This window comes from Pseudomonas sp. FEN (assembly GCF_904067045.1).
Classification (GTDB): domain Bacteria; phylum Pseudomonadota; class Gammaproteobacteria; order Pseudomonadales; family Pseudomonadaceae; genus Aquipseudomonas.
On sequence record NZ_CAJFDC010000011.1, the window covers coordinates 15,856 to 36,336 of the forward strand.

A 20,481-nucleotide genomic window follows, 5' to 3' on the forward strand; every position below is an offset into this window, starting at 1 on the left:
GATGAATACCGACGAAAAACGTATCCGTGAGTTTGCTTATCAGATCTGGGAATCGGAGGGTCGCCCCGAGGGCCACGAGGCCCGACATTGGGAGATGGCATGCAAGCTGGCGGAAGCCGAGGCGCTGGCGCCGAAAAAGCCGGCAGCGAGCAAACCCGCGGCCAAATCCAAGGTCGCCGCCAAGCCGGTGGCGGTAGCGAAAGCCACGGCAAAACCTGCGACCGCCACCAAACCAGCCGCCGAAAAGAAACCGCGAGCACCGCGCAAACCGACGGCCAGTTGAGTGTTGCGCGGTATTGAAGACCACACATACCTGTGGGAGCGGAGCTTGCCCGCGAAGCTTTTGGCGATCTTGAGGGCCTCTTCGCGGGCAAGCTCCGCTCCCACTGTTGGCCAGATCATATAGCCACCTGAGCCTTCGATCCGTACACCGGACCACCGAACACACCCGCAGGAGCGCCCATGACCAAGCCGAAAAAGCCCGAACCCACGCCCGAAGTCCAGGCCTCGCGAATCCGTGAGGGCCTGCCCTTCCCGCTCGGAGCCACCTGGGATGGCCTGGGAGTCAATTTTGCGCTGTTTTCCGCCAACGCCACCAAGGTCGAGCTGTGCGTGTTCGATGCCAACGGCGAAGTGGAACTCGAACGCATCGAACTGCCCGAGTACACCGACGAGATCTACCACGGCTACCTGCCCGATGCCCATCCCGGACTGATCTACGGTTACCGGGTGCACGGCCCCTACGACCCGCAGAACGGCCACCGCTTCAATCCCAACAAGCTGCTGATCGACCCCTACGCCAAGCAGTTGATTGGCCAGTTGAAATGGTCCGAGGCGTTGTTCGGCTACACCATCGGCCACCCCGACGCCGACCTCAGTTTCGACGAACGCGACAGCGCGCCCTTCGTCCCCAAGAGCAAGGTGATCGACCCGGCCCACACCTGGGGCCACGATCAGCGGGTCAACGTGCCCTGGGAACGCACCCTGCTCTATGAAACCCATGTGCGCGGCTTCAGCATGCGCCATCCCGCGGTACCGGAAGAGGTGCGCGGGACCTTCGCCGGACTGATGGTCGACGAGGTGCTGGAACATATCCGCAAGCTCGGGGTGTCCTCGGTGGAGTTGCTACCGATCCACGCCTTCGTCAACGACCAGCACCTGCTGCAAAAAGGCATGACCAACTACTGGGGTTACAACAGCATCGCCTTCTTCGCCCCCGACCCGCGCTACCTGGCCAACGGCAAGATCGCCGAATTCAAGGAGATGGTCGCGCACCTGCACGACGCCGGCCTCGAGCTGATCCTCGACGTGGTCTACAACCATACCGCCGAAGGCAACGAGCAAGGCCCGACGCTGTCCATGCGCGGCATCGACAACGCTTCCTATTACCGCCTGATGCCCGAGGACAAACGCTTCTACATCAACGACTCGGGCACCGGCAACACCCTGGACCTGAGCCATCCCTGCGTGCTGCAGATGGTCACCGACTCACTGCGCTACTGGGCCACGGAAATGCACGTGGACGGTTTCCGCTTCGACCTGGCGACCATCCTCGGGCGCTATCACGACGGCTTCAACGAACGTCACAGTTTCCTCGTCGCCTGTCGCCAGGACCCGGTGCTGCGCCAGGTCAAACTGATCGCCGAACCCTGGGACTGTGGCCCCGGCGGCTATCAGGTGGGCGGCTTCCCGCCGGGCTGGGCCGAGTGGAACGACCGCTTCCGCGATACCGTGCGGGCGTTCTGGAAAGGCGACGACGGCCAGCTCGCTGACTTCGCCCGGCGCATGACCGCCTCGGGCGATCTGTTCGACCACCGCGGTCGACGCCCCTATACCTCGATCAACTTCATCACCGCCCATGACGGCTTCACCCTGCACGACCTGGTGTCGTACAACGACAAGCACAACGAAGCCAACGACGAAAACAATCAGGACGGCACCAACAACAACCTGTCCTGGAACCACGGTGTGGAGGGTCCCACGCAGGACCCGCAGATCAATGCCCTGCGCCTGCGCCAGATGCGCAACTTCTTCGCCACCCTGCTGCTGGCCCAGGGTACGCCGATGATCGTCGCCGGCGACGAGTTCGCCCGCACCCAGCACGGCAACAACAACGCCTACTGCCAGGACAGCGAAATCGGTTGGATCAACTGGGAGCTGGACGAGGACGGCAAATCGTTGCTCAAGTTCGTCAAGCGCCTGATCAAGTTGCGCCTGACCTATCCGATCCTGCGCCGCGGACGGTTCCTGGTCGGCGACTACAATGAGCAACTGGGGGTCAAGGATGTCACCTGGCTGACACCCGATGGCAATGAAATGACCACCGAACTCTGGCACGACGGCAATGGCCGCTGCCTGGGTATGTTGCTCGACGGCCGCGCCCAGGTCTCCGGGATTCCCCGCACCGGCGACGATGCGACCTTGCTGCTGGCGGTCAATGCCCACCACGATGGAGTCAATTTCCGCCTGCCCGAAGTGCCACAAGGCCTGGACTGGACCTGCGTGATCGACACCAACGACCCGCAGGTCAAGGGCCAGGAACGTTTCGCCTTCAACAGCGAATACACGCTCACCGGACGTTCGCTGGTGATGTTCGAACTGCAACGCAGCGAACAAACCTGAGCGTTTTCCAGCCGTAAAAGTCGCATTCTGGGCCATATGGGCGATACTCACTCGCGCATTCCCGGAGTGGAATGCGGCACCGGATGCATCAGGGCTGATGGACGGTGTATGCAAGTCCACACAAGGAAGTGACTACCATCATGAGAATCCAAACCGCACGCAACGAAGTTGAACCGCAGATCTGGAGTTCAGCGCAACTGGCCCGTGTCCCGACCGTTGGCCTGCACCGTTTGATTCGCCCCGGGGCCCGGGCCGTGGTGATCGCCCCGCATCCTGGTGACGAAGTGCATTGCTGCGGTGGCCTGCTGCAAATGCTCGCTACCCTCGGACACCCGCTGCTGTTGATCTCCATTACCGATGGCAGCGCCCTCTACCCCGGCTCCACCCTGTGGCCTTCGAGCCGCCTGAGCATCGTCTGCCCCCAGGAAAGCGCCGAAGCCTTGCGCCGCCTCGGTCTGGAACCGCACCGGTTGAAGTGGATTCGCGGCGGCTTTCGCCACGGTGGATTGGAGCACCAGGAGCAACCGCTGAGCCAATTCCTGCGGCGCTATCTGCGCCCGGACGACGTGGTGCTGACCACCTGGCGCGAAGACGGGATCGCCGACCACGACAGCTTGGGCCGGGCCGCCGCCCAGGCGTGTGCCGCCAGCGGCGCGATGCTGCTGGAAATCCCCCTGCACACCTGGTTCCGCCCCTTGCGCGACGAAGGCCTGATCCCCTGGCAGCGGGCCCGCAAGGTTCGGCTCGACACCTGGAGCATTGCCCGCAAGCTGCATGCCGCGCATGCCTACCACAGCCATTTGCAAGGCGATCCCGGACTGGGGCTGGCACCGTTCCTGGTGCCGGCCTTGCTCGAACGGGCGCGGCAACCATTCGAGATGGTGTTCATCTGAGAAACGTGGCGCAAAGCCGCGCTTCCGGGGCCGCTCAGATCCAGCCTGAATAGACTAAATAGCCGATTGTTCAATGACTTGCGAAGTCTGGCAAAAACTATCTATTTATTGGCTATTTTCTTGACGCAAACCTGTAGCTCTCCTTAGCTACAAGTGACTACCCCCGGTTTAAAAACCCAAGGGACAAGCCTTCGGATGCCTGCCAGAGCGGGTCGCCGGGGGTTTGCCTCGATGATTTCGGCCGTCCCTCGTTCGGGGGCAGGAGAGACGCCAATGCAGGTATTTATGCGACCGAAAGGAACACCCGATGAAAACGTTCATGACCCCCCCCAGCCTGAGGACCATGGCTTATACGATTTCGACAGCCCTTTTGCTGAGCCACGCCCTGGAGCTCCAGGCAGCGCCCACCGAAGAAGACCGCCAACCCTGGTACCACGACGTCACGCCGTCACTGTTACCTCCCGATCGATTGCCCATGCTGGACAACAGCGGTCAATTACCTGGCTGGCGGTTCGCCGGTATTGCACCGAGCATCGGCGCGCCCGATCAGACGGCTCGCTTGCACGACCGGGCGCTGGGTCAGGGCGAGGTCGGCAACCTCGATCCACTGTTTGCCGGCGCCTTTGGCGACCTGCTGATTGTTCCCGGCCTTTACAGCAATCACCGCGCTGGCCAGACATTGACCGCCGGGGTCTTTACCGGACGCAGCGGCGCATTGGACCGGGCTGACGGTTTTGTCACCGCGCCCCGCGACCCGCGCATGGATGGCCTGAGTCCCCAAGGTACCAATCTCGGGGCCTTCTGGAGTCTGACCGGGCAACAGGGCTGGCACGTCAACCTGACCGCCATGAACAACCAGAGCACGCTCTATAGCCGCTCCGAGCAGGGCACGCTGCAGGGCCTGGTCGCCCGGCAACTGACGTTTTCGCTGGAGGGCGGGTTCCCGATCGGGCTGGGCAAGTATTGGGTTATCGAGCCCCAGGCCCAGGTGGTCAACCAGCAAGGTGGCATGGAGACTCCCGGGCAGACGAATACATCCGCCGACCCATCGCTTTGGAGCGGTCGGATCGGCGCCCGTCTCAAGGGCCGCTATGAAGTGCACGGCCTGGCGGTGGAGCCCTACCTGCGGACCGACTTCTGGCACACATTCGGCAGCGGCAACACCCTGAGCCTGGAACCGGTCGACAAGATCGCCACCGGGCGCAACAGTTCCACCGTGGAACTGGGTCTGGGCCTGGTGGCCAAGGTGTCGCCGACGGTCAGCCTGTATGTCAGCGCGGATTACAGCGGCACCTCCGACGATACGGGCCTGAATGGCATCATCGGCAACGTCGGGGTGCGGATGCGCTGGTAGCTGTGGCTACCTCTGCGGTCGCAACATCAACACCGCCAGCGGCGGCAGGTTCAGCACCAGCGACGCGGCCTGCCCATGGCTGGCATGGTCCTCGGTGAAGACCCCGCCGCCATTGCCATAGTTGGAGCCGGCATACATCGCCGCATCGCTGTTGATCACTTCCTTCCACTGTCCGGCAAACGGCACGCCGATCCGATAAGCCTCGCGCGGCACCGGGGTGAAGTTGGCGACCACCAGCAGCGGCCGCCCTTCCCGACTCCAGCGCAGCCAGGCGTAGACGCTGTTGGTCGCATCATCGCCAATCAACCACTGGAAGCCCTGCGGCACATCGTCCTGGTCGTAAAGCGCTGGCTCGTCGCGGTAGAGCTGGTTGAGATCGCTCACCAGCTTCTGCACGCCGAGGTGCTCGGAGTATTGCAGCAAGTACCAATCCAGTTGCTGGTCATGATTCCACTCGCGCCACTGGCCGAACTCACAGCCCATGAACAGCAGCTTCTTGCCCGGGTGGGCCCACATGAAACTCAGGTAGGCGCGCAGATTGGCGAACTTCTGCCAGCGGTCGCCGGGCATCTTGTCGATCAGCGAATGCTTGCCGTGCACCACTTCATCATGGGAAATCGGCAGGATGAAACGCTCGGACCAGGCATAGACCAGGCCGAAGCTCAATTCGTTGTGGTGGTGCGCGCGGTACACCGGATCCTGCTGGATGTAGTGCAGCGAATCATGCATCCAGCCCATGTTCCATTTGTAGGCGAACCCCAGCCCGCCCTGCTGGGTTGCTTGACTCACGCCGGGCCAGGCCGTGGACTCTTCGGCAATCACCAGGGCACCCGGCGCTTCCAGGGCCACCACATCGTTGAGATGCCGCAGGAAGTCGATGGCCTCGAGGTTTTCCCGACCGCCATAGCGGTTCGGCACCCACTCGCCGGCGTTGCGCGAATAGTCGCGGTAGAGCATCGACGCCACGGCATCGACCCGCAGGCCGTCGACATGGAAATGCTTGAGCCAGTGCAGGGCCGAGGCCAGCATGAAGCCATGCACTTCGGTGCGTCCGAGGTTGTAGATCAGGGTGTCCCAGTCCTGGTGAAAACCTTCCAGCGGGTTGCCGTACTCATACAACGCGGTGCCGTCGAACTGCGCCAGGCCGTGGGTATCGGTGGGAAAGTGTGCCGGTACCCAGTCGAGGATGACGCCGATTTCGGCGCGGTGACAGGCATCGACAAACGCGGCGAAGTCGTCCGGGCTGCCATAGCGCGCACTCGGCGCGAACTGCGACAGTGGCTGGTAGCCCCAGGAACCACCGAACGGATGCTCCATGATCGGCATCAATTCGATATGGGTGAAGCCCAGTTGCCGGATATAGGGGATCAGGCGCTCGGCCAGTTCGCTCCAGTTGTATTGCCGCGACACCTCGCCGACTTCATCGATCTCGCACTGCCAGGAACCAGCGTGCAGTTCATAGATCGACAACGGCGCATCATGCCGATGCCGTGCGCCGCGCGACTCCATCCAGGCCTGGTCCCGCCAGTCGATCCGTAACGGCGAGGCGACCCGCGAAGCGGTATCCGGAGGCAGCTGGGTGGCCAGGGCCACGGGATCGGCCTTGAGCGGCAGGATCGCATCCCTGCCGAGAATCTCGTACTTGTAGGCCTCCCCCGCCGACAGGCGCGGCACGAAGATTTCCCAGACGCCGCTGGGATGGCGCAGGCGCATCGGGTGCCGACGCCCGTCCCAGACGTTGAAGTCACCCACTACCGAGACCCGCCGGGCATTCGGCGCCCAGACCGCGAAACGCACGCCGTCGACGCCCTCGACCTGGGTCACCTGGGCGCCCAGGCAGCTGCTCAGATCGCGATGGTTACCTTCGGCGAACAGGTAGAGATCCATTTCCCCCAGCAACGGCCCGAAGCTGTAGGGATCCTCGCAGATCTGCTCGCCCGTGGCCCATTGGATGCGCAGCCGATAGGGCTGGCGCTGCGCGAAGTGACCGACATACAACCCCGGTACTTCGGTGCTGTCGAGGCCGCCCAGTTCCTGGTCGCTGTCGCGGGCCAAGGCCTGGACACCCAGGGCACCCGGCAGGAAGGCACGGATATATTGCCCGCCGGCACCATCGTCATGCGGACCGAGGATGGCAAACGGATCATGGTGTTCAGCCCGAACCAGGGCCTCGATATCACCTTTCGCGGGTAATGCACGGTGTACGGTTTTACCTTGTTCCTTGTTCAAACTCATCACTGCTCTCCACCGGACAAGGTTTTCACTTCATTCAACAACCCGTCCAGGCCGTGCAACGGCACGCTGAGCCAGGTCGGACGATTTTCCGCCTCATAGACAATTTCATACGCGGCCTTCTCCAGGCTGAACAGGGTCAGGGCCGCTTCTTCGCCGGCCGGATCCTGCCATGCCTGAACAAGACTAGCCGTCGTCCGCCGATATGCCTGGATAAAAGCCTCGCGGGCTTCCTTCAGATAACGCTGGGTCACGCGCCGACAGGCCGCAACGGTAACCCCGGCCAGATCGAGAGCCGTCGCGCTGCTGTAAGCCATGGCCGCAGCATAGTCGAACGAACGCAGCACACCGCTGACATCCTTATAGGGGCTGTGCTTGCCGCGACGTTCCTGCAACGACCGCGCGGGCTCGCCTTCGAAGTCAATCAGGTAGGCATCGCCCTGCACCACCAGCACCTGGCCCAGATGCAGGTCGCCGTGGACCCTCAAGCGCAGACCGCCGACCAGCTGGCCGGCGAGCGCGTGGATGTAGTCGAGAATGGCTTTTTCCCGCGACAACAGACCGCCCACCAGCGCCTGCTCATCTGCCGCCAGCGCGGACTGGTGCTGCTTGAGCAATTGCAAGGCATGCTCCATCTGGCTACCGATCGCCCTGCCCCAACGCTGGGTGTCCTTGCTCGTAGTCACTTGGGCACTGAAGGCCGGGTCGACGCTGGGCGCCGCGAGCACCCGGTGCATTTCACCCAGACGCTGACCGAGCAAGGCGGCGAAATCCGCCAGTTCGCCGAGGGCGTTGTAATGTTGCTCGTGTTCCGAAACGGCATCGGCCAACTCGTCGCGGATTGCCCGTTCCAGGTTGTTCTGGGTCCAGTTCCAGGCATCGCCCTGGTTGGCGAGCAGGCCCTGGGCGATCATCAGCAGAGTGTCCTCGCCACGGGCGTCGTGGCGCACCAGCGAACCCAGCAGCGGCGAAATATGGTGGAAGCCGGCGGCGGTGAGGTAGGCGCTCATTTCCAGTTCCGGGTGCACACCGGCACTGACCTTGCGGATCAGCTTGAGCATGATCCGCTCGGCCACCACCACCGAACTGTTGGATTGCTCGGTGGACAGATAGCGTACGCTCATGTCGGCGGGAAGCTCCAGGGCCTTGAGTTCGGCCGCGGCCTGGAAACGCAACTCACCGTCGCTGGAGGCCAGTACCGTCTCGCCGCGCATGCCATCGATCACCGCACGGATAAACGGTTCGAGACTGAATGCGTCGGTGATCAGGCCCACCTGCCGACCGCGGCGAACCCGAGCCATGGCCAACTGTTGCGGCAACGCGGCGTTGATCTGGTCCTCGGCCAGCAGCCCGAAAGGCAACTGGTAACGGCTGCTCTCGCCGCCCGCCATGACTTCAACCTCACCGAGCAGTACCGGGTGCTGCGGGTCGCCGAAGCGCACGCCATAGACCAGGCGTATCTGTTCCAGACCCGCATTCTTGCCGGCGAACCAGCGACGCTTGGGCAGCCATTCCGGCAGGACTGTCTGCTCCAGGGCCGTTCGCGAAGGGTTTTCGAGCAGTTCTTCCAGGCGTTTTTTCAGCACCAGGGTGATGAAGTCCGGCAGGGTCTGGACCGGCTCCACATGCCAACTGGGCATCTGGGTTTGCGAGGCGAGCAGGAACCAGTAGAAGCCGTAGGGTGGCAGGGTCAGCAGGAAATTGAGCTGGCCAATGGGCGGGAACGCGTTACCTCCGAGCATCTCCACCGGCACCCGGCCCGCGAACGCCGACAGCTCCAGCTCCGCGGCCTGCGCGGTACGCGAAACGTTGGCCACACAGAGGATGATCTCGCTCTTGCCGTCGGGCCCGGTGTATTCGCGGGTATAGGCCAGGATGCGGCGGTTGTTGGGCGAGAGCATTTTCAGGCTGCCGCGGCCAAAGGCTTTCTGTTGCTTGCGCACGGCCAGCAAGCGTCGGGTCCAGTTCAGCAACGAATGAGGGTCGCCGGCCTGGGTCTCGACGTTCACCGTCAGATAGCCGTAGAGCGGGTCCATGATCGGCGGCAGCACCAGACTGGCCGGATCGGCGCGGGAGAAACCGCCGTTACGGTCGATCGACCATTGCATCGGGGTACGCACGCCATCGCGGTCGCCCAGGTAAATATTGTCGCCCATGCCGATTTCATCGCCGTAGTACAGGGTCGGCGTGCCCGGCATCGACAGCAGCAGGCTGTTGAGCAATTCGATGCGCCGGCGGTCACGCTCCATCAGCGGGGCCAGGCGCCGGCGGATACCGAGGTTGATCCGGGCACGGCGATCGGCGGCGTAGTAGTTCCAGAGGTAGTCACGCTCGCGATCGGTGACCATTTCCAGGGTCAGCTCATCGTGGTTGCGCAGGAAGATCGCCCATTGGCAATTGGCGGGGATTTCCGGGGTCTGGCGCAGGATGTCGGTGATCGGGAAGCGATCCTCCTGGGCCAGCGCCATGTACATGCGTGGCATCAGCGGGAAGTGGAAGGCCATGTGGCATTCGTCACCGTTGTCGCCCTTCTGCTCGCCGAAGTACAGCTGGGTATCCTCCGGCCACTGGTTGGCTTCGGCCAGCAACATGCGATCGGGATAGTGGGCGTCGATTTCGGCACGGATCTGCTTGAGCACCTGGTGGGTCTCGGGCAGGTTTTCGTTGTTGGTGCCGTCACGCTCGATCAGATAGGGAATGGCATCCAGGCGCAAGCCGTCGATGCCCAGGTCCAGCCAGTAGCGCATGACCGCCAGTACGGCCTTCAACACCGGCGGGTGGTCGAAATTCAGGTCCGGCTGGTGAGAATAGAAGCGGTGCCAGAAGTACTGACCGGCCACCGGGTCCCAGGTCCAGTTGGACTTTTCGGTGTCGAGAAAGATGATTCGGGTGTCGCTGTATCGGTTGTCGCTGTCGGACCAGACGTAGAAGTCGCGGGCGCTGGAACCGGGTTTGGCCCGGCGCGCGCGCTGGAACCAGGGGTGTTGGTCGGAGGTGTGGTTGATCACCAGCTCGGCGATGACCCGCAGGCCACGCCTGTGGGCTTCGGCGATAAACCGCTTGGCATCGGCCAGGGTCCCGTAGTCGCTGTGGACGCCTCGGTATTCGGCGATGTCGTAGCCATCGTCGCGGCGTGGCGAAGGATAGAACGGCAACAGCCAGATGGTGTTCACACCGAGGTCGGCAATGTAGTCGAGCTTGGCGATCAGGCCGGGAAAGTCACCGATGCCGTCGTTGTTCGAGTCGAAGAAGGATTTGACATGTACCTGGTAGATCACCGCGTCCTTGTACCAGAGCGGGTCGTCGATAAAGCTGGCAGGGCGGTTTTTCTTCGCCATGGGTAACTCCTGTTGAATCAGTAGGACCGCAGGCAACAACAGTCTGTTATTTATGCAGGGTTTGGCTGACAACAGCGTCACTGTGGGAGCGGAGCTTGTGTGGGAGCGGAGCTTGCCCGCGAAGAGGCCCTTAAGACCGCTAAAAGCTTCGCCGACAAGCTCCGCTCCCACTAGTTAAGCGTCCCCACGGAACCCTGACCCTGCCTGTCAAAGGGTCTGAATCCGCCAGATCCCGAACGGCTGGTGCCAGGGCTCGATGCGCAGCCACTGGACCTTGCCATGCCAGGTCCAGGTGTGACCGTTCATCAGGTCCTCGCCACGGGTGGTGGCGTCGTCGGCCAGGCCGAACTCCCACAAGGGCAACTCGAAGTGCGCTTCCTGGGCGTTATGCGGATCCAGGCTGACCGCCACCAGGATGAAACTCTCCAGGTCAGCCGTGCGCTTGCCGAAATACAGGATGTTGTCGTTCCAGGCGTTGTAGACCTGCAACCCCAAATGCGTCTGCAACGCCGGATGCTGGCGACGAATGCGATTGAGCTGGGCGATCTCGGCGATGATATTGCCCGGCGCGCTGAAGTCCCGCGGACGGATCTCGTATTTCTCCGAATCCAGGTATTCCTCCTTGCCCGGCAACGCCGCCGCCTCGCACAGTTCAAACCCCGAGTACATACCCCAGAGCCCCGAGCCCATGGTTGCCAGCGCCGCGCGGATAAGGAACCCGGCGCGCCCCGAATGGTGGAGGAAGGCCGGGTTGATATCCGGCGTATTGACGAAGAAATTCGGCCGGTAGCACTCGCGCCAGGGCGACTGGTTCAGCTCGGTGAAATAACTGGCCAGCTCGGCCTTGGTATTACGCCAGGTGAAATAGGTGTAGCTCTGGGAATAGCCGAGCTTGCCCAAGCGCGCCATCATCGCCGGCGTGGTGAACGCCTCGGCGAGAAAGATCACCTCGGGATGGACGCCGCGCACATCGGCAATCAGCCATTGCCAGAACGGCAGCGGCTTGGTGTGCGGATTGTCGACGCGAAACAGCTTCACCCCCTCCGCGACCCAGCCCAGCACGATGTCGCGCAGCTCGACCCAAAGACTGGGAATCGCGTCGGCGGCATAGAAATCGAGGTTGACGATGTCCTGGTATTTTTTCGGTGGGTTCTCCGCGTACTTGATACTGCCGTCCGGTCGCCAGTTGAACCAGCCGGGATGCTGCTGCAACCAGGGATGATCCTGGGAGCACTGGATGGCGAAGTCCAGGGCGATTTCCAGGCCATGTTCGGCCGCGGCACTGACCAACCGACGGAAATCCTCGCGACTACCCAGTTGCGAGTGAATCGCCTCGTGCCCACCCTCCTCGCTGCCGATGGCATAGGGGCTGCCCGGATCGTCGGGGCCGGCCACCAGGGCGTTGTTCGGACCTTTGCGGTAGCTGCGACCGATGGGATGAATCGGCGGGAAGTACAGCACGTCGAAACCCATGTCGCGAATCATCGACAGGCGACTGTGCACATCGTCGAAGGTGCCGTGACGCAAGGCATGCTCGGTGACCGAACGGGGAAACAGTTCATACCAACTGGCAAACTGCGCCAGGCTGCGCTCCACGTCCAGTGGATAGTCGTAGCTGCGACTCAGGTAGGCGTGGTGGTCGGCCTGGCGCATCAACGCCGCCGTGGCCGGTTTGAGAAAGCGCTCGACCTGGCCATCGTTGGACAGGTGCAGCAACTCCTCGTACAGCGCGGTCAGCCCCATCGCCAGTTCGCCCTGGCTGCGTTCGATGGCATGCAGCACCTGTGCCCGCCCCTCCTGCAACTCGAGATCGAGGGCCACGCCGGCGACGAACTTCTTCTCCAGTTCGTAGCAGAAGCTGGCGAACTGATCGATCCAGGCTTCGATCCGATAGACGTAGCGCCCCTGGTCGCCGAGCCGCAAGCGGCCCTGCCAGGCATTGTTGCCTTTATCGGTCATGGCCGTGCGTTGCCAGTCGGCGTCGCCCAGGTTTCTCCAGGCCAGCAGCACCGCCAGCTTGTCATGGCCGTCGGCGAACACCTTGGCGCTCACTATCAGTTCCTGCCCCGCCACCGCCTTGACCGCGAACTGCCCACCATCGACGGTAGGCGCCACGTTCTCAATGGCGATGCGCGGCATCAGCAAGGCCTGGGACAAGGGCAGGACTTCAGTCCCCTCTTCGTCCAACGGTTTATCGGCTGACATCGAGCATCACTCCTTACGCCCCATGGACGCTCTACTCTGCGTAATCTGCATGGCAAACGGCTTCATCCTGAAAAAGCCCGCTTCAGTTCGGAGCCCGCCGCCGGAACAAAAGTTCAGCCCGATTTGTCGGGAAACTCCACTCGTCATAAAGCCCGAGTTAAAAGCACATGGGCAGGGTCCACCGTTGTACTGGGCCGCCTGTTCCATAAAAGGGGCCACGCATAAAAGAGGCCAGCTTCATGAATATTCCGATTCCAGCGCAAACGCCCGACCCCAATATCGACCAACCGACCCTGCCCCCCAGCGAGCCGCCACCGGTACCGGAGCAGGAACCACCGGGCACCACGCCGCCGCCCAAGGTCGATCCGCCGACGACCATGCCACCGGTGATTGCCCGATGCGGCGCGCCTGAAGCATAGACCGGAATATCACTTCAGCCGCCCCCCTGAACGCTCCCCCCGGAACATCAAGGAGAGCACCATGCCCGTGCATATCGAACCCTCGAACCAGACCTGTGCCCTGGAGCAAGGCGATGTCCGCCATCATGTGAAAGCAAGCAACGGTGATTCGCTGATTTGACCGACCTGTACCAGTGCTGGCGCCCGCTACAGGCGCCAGACACCACAGAGTAAGACGGCAGGGGGCGACACAGGGTAGGACAAGCTGTCGCAGGTACTCGCCCAGAACCATCTGATCCGCTTTTTATTCAAATACCTGAGTCTGTTATGCAAACAGTTCGCCCGGCATAGTGCCCAGGCCTGATGGAGGCTGACGAGCGACAGATCATGAGCGAGAGAATCCCCGTCCAGATAGTTGAAACCTTCGAGCCGGCGCGTCCCAGGCTGAAGGCCAGGTCCACTGACCAGTTGATCCACACCCGCAGCTTCAGCGGGCTGTTCCGTAACCTGCGCCTGGCTGGCGCGGGTTTTCTGTTCCTGCTGTTCTTCGGCACGGTATGGCTGGACTGGGGCGGGCGCCAGGCGGTGCTCTGGGATCTGGCCGAAAGCCGCTTCCATATCTTCGGTGCGACCTTCTGGCCGCAGGACTTCATCCTGCTCTCGGCGCTGCTGATCATCTGTGCCTTCGGCCTGTTCGCCATCACCGTGTTCGCCGGACGGGTCTGGTGCGGCTATACCTGCCCACAAAGCTCGTGGACCTGGCTGTTCATGTGGTGCGAGAAAGTCACCGAGGGCGAACGCAACCAGCGCATCAAGTTGCAAGCCGCGCCCTGGGGCCCGAACAAACTGGCCCGACGCGCCGCCAAGCACACTTTGTGGCTGGGCATCAGCTTGCTGACCGGGCTGACCTTTGTCGGCTACTTCACCCCGATCCGGCCGCTGGCCCAGGAGCTGCTGAGCCTGCGGATCGGCGGCGTGAGCTTGTTCTGGGTAGTGTTTTTCAGCGCCGCCACCTATATCAACGCCGGCTGGCTGCGTGAAGCGGTGTGCATGCACATGTGTCCCTATGCACGCTTCCAGAGCGTAATGTTCGACAAGGACACCCTGACCATTTCCTACGACGCCGCCCGTGGCGAAAACCGTGGTCCGCGCAAGCGCGATGTGGCGCCGGCCAGCGTCGGCCTGGGGGATTGCATCGACTGCCAGATGTGCGTGCAGGTCTGCCCCACCGGCATCGACATCCGCGACGGTTTGCAGATGGAATGCATTGGCTGCGCGGCCTGCATCGACGCCTGTGATTCGATCATGGACAAGATGGGCTATGCCCGCGGCCTGGTGAGCTATACCTCAGAGCGCCAGTTGCAAGGCGGCCAGACCCATCTGCTGCGCCCGCGCCTGATCGGCTACAGCGTCGTGCTGCTGATCATGGTTGGCGCACTGGCGGTGACCCTGGTGGAACGGCCCATGGTCTCGCTGGACGTGAGCAAGGACCGCGGGCTGTTCCGGGAAAACAGCCTGGGCCAGATCGAGAACATCTACAGCCTCAAGGTCATCAACAAGACCCAGCAGTCCCAGCGCTATCGCCTGGAACTGGTGGACAGCGACGGTTTCCAGTTGCAGGGCAAGACCGAGCTGAGCCTGGCGGCGGGTGAAATCGTCGATCTGCCGGTATCGGTAACGATGCTCGGCGACAGGCCGAAAAGCAGCTCGCAGGCGGTGAGTTTCAAGGTGGTCGACAGCGACGAGCCCGCTGTCTACAGCGTGGCGAAGAGCCGCTTTGTCGCCCCGCTGAACCGTTGATGCCTTAGAATCCCGAACGCCATGAACGGCGAATACTCAATGTGGCGAGCGGGCTTGCCCGCGCTGGGGCGCGTAGCGCCCCTGAAACCGGCAACCGTGGTCTGTCAGATAGAACAAAGTGCCTGGTTTTACGGCTGCTGCGCAGCCCAGCGTGGGCAAGCCCACTCGCCACAACGGTGTACGACCGCAAAAAAGCGTTCTTGTCATTAGTAAGGCAATTCGCTGTTGCGTGCCTCTATGAATGAGCCAAACCTGCATGAAACGCTACGAAAAATTCGCCGACGACATCGCTGAACTGATCCGCACCGGCGTCCTCGGCCCCGGCCAGCGCGTGCCGTCGGTGCGCTACGCCAGCCAGACCTACGGAGTCAGTCCGTCCACCGTGTTCCAGGCCTACTACCTGTTGGAACGCCGCGGCCTGATCCGCGCCCGGCCGCGCTCCGGCTACTTCGTCAACGCCCACACGCCCAGCCCGTTCTCGGAGCCGGCGATCAGCAGCCAGGTCAACGAGTCCACCGAGGTGGATGTCAGCGAACTGGTGTTCTCGGTGCTGGACTCCATCAAGGACCCCGCCACCGTGCCCTTCGGCTCGGCCTTCCCGAGCCCGACGTTGTTTCCGCTGCAACGCCTGTCCCGTTCCCTGGCCAGCGCCAGTCGTGAGATGGACCCACGCATGGTGGTCACCGACCTGTCGCCGGGCAATCCGCAACTGCGCCGGCAGATCGCTCTGCGCTACATGGTCGGCGGGCTGATGCTGCCCATGGAGGAACTGCTGATCACCAACGGCGCCCTGGAGGCGCTGAACCTGTGCCTGCAAGCCGTCACCGAGCCCGGCGACCTGGTGGCGATCGAAGCCCCGGCCTTCTATGCCTGCCTGCAGGTGCTGGAACGGCTCAAGCTCAAGGCGGTGGAAATCCCGGTACATCCGCGCGACGGCATCGACCTCGGGGTTCTGGCGCAGACCCTGGAGCGCCATCCGATCAAGGCCTGCTGGTGCATGACCAGTTTCCAGAACCCCCTCGGCGCCACCCTGCCGGAAGCGAAGAAGCAGGAGCTGGTGGAACTGCTGCGCCACCATCAGGTGCCGCTGATCGAGGACGATGTCTACGCCGAGCTCTATTACGGCCAACAGGCGCCAAAACCGGCCAAGGCCTTCGACACCGAAGGCCTGGTGATGCACTGCGGCTCTTTCGCCAAGAGCCTGGCCCCCGGTTATCGCATCGGCTGGGTGGCGGCGGGACGTTACGCACAAAAAGTCGAACGGCTCAAGCTGATGACTTCGCTGTGCGCCTCTATGCCGGCCCAGGCCGCCCTGGCCGACTATCTGCAAAACGGCGGTTACGATCGGCACCTGCGCAGACTGCGCTATGCCCTGGAAGAGCAACAGAGCGCCATGCTGGCGGCGATTGCCCGCTACTTTCCGACGCAGACCCGGGTCAGCCAGCCGGCCGGCGGCTACTTCCTGTGGCTGGAACTGCCGGAACAGATGGATTCGCTGAAGCTGTTCCGGATCGCCCTCGCCCAGGGCATCAGCATTGCCCCCGGGCCGATCTTCTCGCCGACCCAACGCTTTCGCAACTGCATCCGGTTGAACTACGGCAGCCCGTGGAACGAGGTGTCGGAGCAGGCCATGGAGACCCTGGGGCGGATTGTGCGATCGTTGCTGGACCAGTGAGCCAGGTGAGCTCGCGAAACCCGACCTAGCGCCCGCCCGCCAGGTCGATAAAGGTCCCGGTGGCGTAGGAGGCCTTGTCCGAGAGCAGCCAGACTATCGCCTCGGCCACTTCTTCGGCGCGGCCACCACGGCCCATGGGAATGGCCGACTCCAACTTGCTGACGCGGTCGGCGTCGCCGCTCAGGGCATGAAACTCGGTGTAGATATAACCGGGACGCACGGCGTTGACCCGGATACCCTCGCCCGCCAGTTCCTTGGACAAGCCGACGGTGAAGGTGTCCAGCGCGCCCTTGGAGACCGCGTAATCCACGTATTCGTTGGGTGAGCCGAGACGCGCCGCCGCCGAAGACACGTTGACGATGTTGCCGCCCTGACCACCATGGCGTGGCGACATGCGCAGCACCGCGTGCTTGGCGCAGAGGATCGGCCCCAGGGTGTTGGTCTTCAGGGTTTGCAGGATACGGAACTCGGACATTTCATCGACCCGCGACTTGTGCCCGACGGTCCCGGCATTGTTGACCAGGGCGGTGACCGGCCCCAGTTCGGCGTCTACCCGGTTGAACAGGTGGATCACCTCATCCTCGATACTGACATCGGCGCGCACGGCAATGGCCACGGCGCCGAGCCCACGGACCTGCTCCAGCACCCGCAGTGCCGCGGCCTCGCCCGTCAGGTAGTTGATACAGACGCGATAACCCTGTTGCGCGGCGAGCAATGCGGTGGCGGCGCCGATGCCACGACTGCCGCCGGTGATGACGATAACTTTGTCCATGAACCCGAACCCTCGATCAAGCGGAAACCTTGCCGCGAAAGCATACCTGTCGGTGAGCACTTTTGTGTAGTCGCCGAAGGTCGCAAGGGCTGTACTAAACGCTCACATAGACCCAGGCATCCAGACCGGACGCCAATCGGACCGAAACCCGCTGGTAGTCCGACACTTCGTAGGCATCCGCCGCCGCCAACTCTTCGGCGCTGATCTGGAAAACCATGCCACTCACACTGTCCTCGGGGTTGCTGCTGGGACGCACGATGGGATGGTGGGTCTTGCCGCTGGTCGCGACGACCTGGGGATCGGTAATCTCGACCCAGGATTGCCCATAGCCGAGCATGCGGTCGGCGTTACCCGCCAGTTCGCGCCCGAAGTTGGCCAGTTGCACCGCCTTGTCCTGCAAGGTGCCATAGGAGAACAGCAGTACTGGCGTTACAGTGAAGTCGGTCATGGTGACCCGCGTGTCAAAGAGGCCCCACAGTCTAAACGCCCCGCCGCCGAATGCCGAGCCGTTCGGCACGGAACGCTATCGCCGGAGTTCCCCGGGGGCCCCGGAGAGCCGGGTCAAGAAGCGATTCGCCGCTCTATCGGGTCATTGAGCGACAGGTATCCGTTGCTGCGGATCATAGAAAAACTGCTCCTCGGCGATACGCTCGCCTTCCCAGCGCTGGTGGGCAATTTCCTCCAGACGGGTGACGCTGCCATCGGCCCATTCGAAACGGAAAATCCAGCGAATGGCCACATGGTCGCCATTGAGAAAGGCCGGGCGCACGCAGGTCGAGGTGACGCAACGCGCCCGGGACATCACCGCGCGCTCCTTGGCGACATGAAAGTCCCGTCCGATCCGCGGCGCCTCCTGATTCTCCCGCAGAGACGCATCGGTGGTGTAGAAGGCTTCGACCGCTTCGGCATGGGCATTGGCTTCGACTTGGGCGATAAAGCGTTCGAGGGTTTCAAGGGTCGGCATGGTCAGCTCCTGGCTGGGGTGATCGGCATTTATCACCCCGCCGAGGCTAAGGCCACCAATGGGCGATGGAAAGGTCCATTCCGACCGATCCGTGCAGTACCAATCGCTAGCGCCGCCAGACCGCACAACCCAGCGCCCTGAGTGGCACCGACCATTGAGCGCTGTACTCGCGAATAACCACCCGGAAACCGGCTCTTCTTGGTATCGTGTGCGCCGATTTAAATAGCCACCTATGCACCTTTCGTCTTAGCAGACTCTTTCATATTCAATTTTCATTGCACAAGACAGGTTCCAGATGTCCGATCCCATCCATATCAAGGATCACGAGAACGAAAAGCGCCTGGTGAACAAGCGCTTGCTGGCCTGCGGCATCCTGGTCCTGGCGCTGGCCGGGAGCCTGGTCGCGCGCCTGTATTTCCTCCAGGTCACCGAGTTTTCCTATAACTCCACCGTCTCGGAAAACAACCGCGTCCACGTCCTGCCGATTCCGCCGGAACGCGGGATTATTTTCGACCGCAACGGCCAGGTGCTCGCCGACAACCAGCCCAGTTTCAACATGACCCTGACCCGCGAACGCGCCGGCGATGTCGGCCAGGTGCTCGACACGGTGATGAGCGTGCTCAATCTGCCGGAAGAAGACCGGACGATGTTCACCAAGATCCTCAAGCAGTCGCGCCACCCGTTCGAACCGGTCACCCTGCTCTACGAACTGACCGAACAGCAGATCGCCCTGCTGGCGGTGAACGAGTTCAAGTTGCCGGGCGTCGAAGTCGAGCCGCAGTTCGTTCGACATTACCCGCTGGGCGATCATTTCGCCCATTCGGTGGGCTATGTCGGGCGGATCAACGAAAAGGAAAGCAAGCAACTGGACCCGGTGGAATACCGTGGTACCCAGTCCATCGGCAAGACCGGCATCGAACGCTTCTACGAAGACGAACTGCACGGCCACGTCGGCTACGAGGAAGTCGAGACCAACGCCCAGGGCCGGGTAATGCGGGTGCTCAAGCACACCGATCCGATTCCCGGCAAGAACATTGTCCTGAGTCTCGATATCAATCTGCAGGAAGCTGCCGAGAAGGCCCTGGGCGACCGCCGCGGCGCGGTGATCGCCATTGATCCGAAGACCGGCGAAGTGCTGGCGATGGTCAGCAAGCCAAGTTTCGATCCAAACCTGTTCGTCACCGGGATCCGTGCCAAGGACTATTCGGCCCTGCGCGATTCCCTCGACCGGCCGCTGTTCAACCGCGCCTTGCGCGGGCTCTACGCCCCGGGCTCAACGATCAAGCCGGAAGTGGCCATCGCCGGCCTGGACAGTGGGGTGATATCCCCCTCCACCCGGGTGTTCGATCCCGGTTACTTCCAATTGCCCAATGTCGAGCACAAATACCGCAACTGGAACCACAGCGGCGATGGCTGGGTTGACCTGAACGCGGCGATCATGCGCTCCAACGACACCTATTTCTATGACCTGGCGAACAAGCTGGGCATCGACCGCCTGCACGATTACCTGAACAAGTTCGGCGTCGGCCAGAAGGTCTCCCTGGACATGTTCGAGGAGTCGCCGGGACTGATGCCTTCACGCGAATGGAAACGCATGACCCGGCGCCAGGCCTGGTTCCCCGGCGAGACAGTGATCCTTGGCATCGGCCAGGGCTACATGCAGGTCACGCCGCTGCAACTGGCTCAGGCCACAACCCTGATCGCCAACAAGGGCGTGTGGAATCGCCCGCACCTGGCGCGGAGCATTGGCCAAGTCGCGCCGGTGGATGAGCATCCGATTCCCAATATCGTGCTGCGTGATCCCAGGCAGTGGGAACAGGTCAACTACGCCATGCAGTTGGTGATGCATGATCCGCGCGGTATCGCCCGGGCGGCGGCGGTGGGCGCGCAGTACCGCATCGCCGGCAAGAGCGGTACGGCGCAGGTGGTGGCGATCAAGCAGGGCGAGCGCTATGACCGTCTGAAGACCTCGGAGCGCAATCGCGACAACGCTCTGTTCGTCGGCTTTGCCCCGGCGGAAGACCCGCAGATCGTGATTTCGGTGATGATCGAGAACGGCGAGGCCGGTGGCCGGGTAGCAGGTCCCGTGGTACGGGAGATTCTCGATGCCTGGCTGCTGGACAAGGACGGCAAGCTCAAGCCTGAATACGCGCATCCGCTCAAGCCGCATGAGGATCCGAAAGTCTAGTTGAAGCGACTGGCCTCTTCGCGGGCAAGCTCCCCTCCCA

Annotated in this window: 14 protein-coding genes; 8 read left to right on the forward strand and 6 right to left on the reverse strand. The window is 62.6% G+C overall.

Annotated elements, in window-relative coordinates:
- Window position 1 precedes the first annotated feature (1 nt).
- From PFEN_RS11780 to PFEN_RS11795, 4 genes are all read left to right on the forward strand, one after another.
- Window positions 2-283 (forward strand): DUF2934 domain-containing protein, encoded by a 282-nt coding sequence (locus PFEN_RS11780; protein ID WP_191487013.1) that lies wholly within the window; start codon window positions 2-4, stop codon window positions 281-283.
- A gap of 179 nt (window positions 284-462) precedes the next feature.
- Entirely contained in the window at window positions 463-2,622 is a 2,160-nt protein-coding gene (gene glgX, locus PFEN_RS11785) for a glycogen debranching protein GlgX (RefSeq protein WP_191487014.1), read from the forward strand.
- 140 nt (window positions 2,623-2,762) lie between these two features.
- Window positions 2,763-3,515: a PIG-L deacetylase family protein gene (locus PFEN_RS11790; protein ID WP_191487015.1), complete on the forward strand. Its 753-nt coding sequence runs from the start codon at window positions 2,763-2,765 to the stop codon at window positions 3,513-3,515.
- 307 nt (window positions 3,516-3,822) lie between these two features.
- The gene (locus PFEN_RS11795; RefSeq protein ID WP_191487016.1) at window positions 3,823-4,869 is read left to right on the forward strand and encodes an autotransporter outer membrane beta-barrel domain-containing protein; all 1,047 of its coding nucleotides are present in this window, start codon (window positions 3,823-3,825) and stop codon (window positions 4,867-4,869) included.
- A gap of 6 nt (window positions 4,870-4,875) precedes the next feature.
- Here the strand turns inward: PFEN_RS11795 and glgB are convergent, their stop codons facing one another.
- From glgB to PFEN_RS11810, 3 genes are all read right to left on the reverse strand, one after another.
- On the reverse strand, window positions 4,876-7,104 hold the full coding sequence (gene glgB, locus PFEN_RS11800; protein ID WP_191487017.1) for a 1,4-alpha-glucan branching protein GlgB: 2,229 nt from the start codon (window positions 7,102-7,104) through the stop codon (window positions 4,876-4,878).
- Window positions 7,104-10,439, reverse strand: coding sequence for a maltose alpha-D-glucosyltransferase (gene treS / locus PFEN_RS11805; RefSeq protein WP_191487018.1), 3,336 nt, complete (start codon window positions 10,437-10,439; stop codon window positions 7,104-7,106). Before treS ends, glgB begins: the two co-directional genes overlap by 1 nt.
- A gap of 207 nt (window positions 10,440-10,646) precedes the next feature.
- Complete coding sequence (locus tag PFEN_RS11810) at window positions 10,647-12,644, reverse strand: alpha-1,4-glucan--maltose-1-phosphate maltosyltransferase (RefSeq protein WP_191487019.1); 1,998 nt, start codon at window positions 12,642-12,644, stop codon at window positions 10,647-10,649.
- A gap of 239 nt (window positions 12,645-12,883) precedes the next feature.
- Between PFEN_RS11810 and PFEN_RS11815 the strand changes: the two genes are divergently transcribed.
- From PFEN_RS11815 to mapR, 3 genes are all read left to right on the forward strand, one after another.
- Window positions 12,884-13,063, forward strand: coding sequence for a hypothetical protein (locus PFEN_RS11815; RefSeq protein ID WP_191487020.1), 180 nt, complete (start codon window positions 12,884-12,886; stop codon window positions 13,061-13,063).
- Window positions 13,064-13,429: 366 nt separating this feature from the next.
- Window positions 13,430-14,842, forward strand: coding sequence for a cytochrome c oxidase accessory protein CcoG (gene ccoG, locus PFEN_RS11820; RefSeq protein WP_191487021.1), 1,413 nt, complete (start codon window positions 13,430-13,432; stop codon window positions 14,840-14,842).
- Between the two features lie 256 nt (window positions 14,843-15,098).
- Window positions 15,099-16,517 carry a GntR family transcriptional regulator MpaR gene (mapR, locus tag PFEN_RS11825; RefSeq protein WP_191487022.1) on the forward strand — a complete coding sequence of 473 codons (1,419 nt, stop codon included), beginning with the start codon at window positions 15,099-15,101 and terminating at the stop codon, window positions 16,515-16,517.
- A gap of 25 nt (window positions 16,518-16,542) precedes the next feature.
- Here mapR and PFEN_RS11830 read toward each other — a convergent pair whose 3' ends face one another.
- The 3 genes from PFEN_RS11830 to PFEN_RS11840 form a co-directional block, all read right to left on the reverse strand.
- Entirely contained in the window at window positions 16,543-17,289 is a 747-nt protein-coding gene (locus tag PFEN_RS11830; protein ID WP_191487023.1) for an SDR family oxidoreductase, read from the reverse strand.
- Between the two features lie 94 nt (window positions 17,290-17,383).
- Complete coding sequence (locus PFEN_RS11835; protein ID WP_191487024.1) at window positions 17,384-17,737, reverse strand: gamma-glutamylcyclotransferase family protein; 354 nt, start codon at window positions 17,735-17,737, stop codon at window positions 17,384-17,386.
- Window positions 17,738-17,878: 141 nt separating this feature from the next.
- Window positions 17,879-18,253: a nuclear transport factor 2 family protein gene (locus tag PFEN_RS11840; RefSeq protein WP_191487025.1), complete on the reverse strand. Its 375-nt coding sequence runs from the start codon at window positions 18,251-18,253 to the stop codon at window positions 17,879-17,881.
- Window positions 18,254-18,548: 295 nt separating this feature from the next.
- Here PFEN_RS11840 and mrdA point away from each other — a divergent pair, with 295 nt between their 5' ends.
- Window positions 18,549-20,441 (forward strand): penicillin-binding protein 2, encoded by a 1,893-nt coding sequence (gene mrdA / locus PFEN_RS11845; RefSeq protein WP_191487026.1) that lies wholly within the window; start codon window positions 18,549-18,551, stop codon window positions 20,439-20,441.
- The last annotated feature ends 40 nt before the right edge of the window (window positions 20,442-20,481 follow it).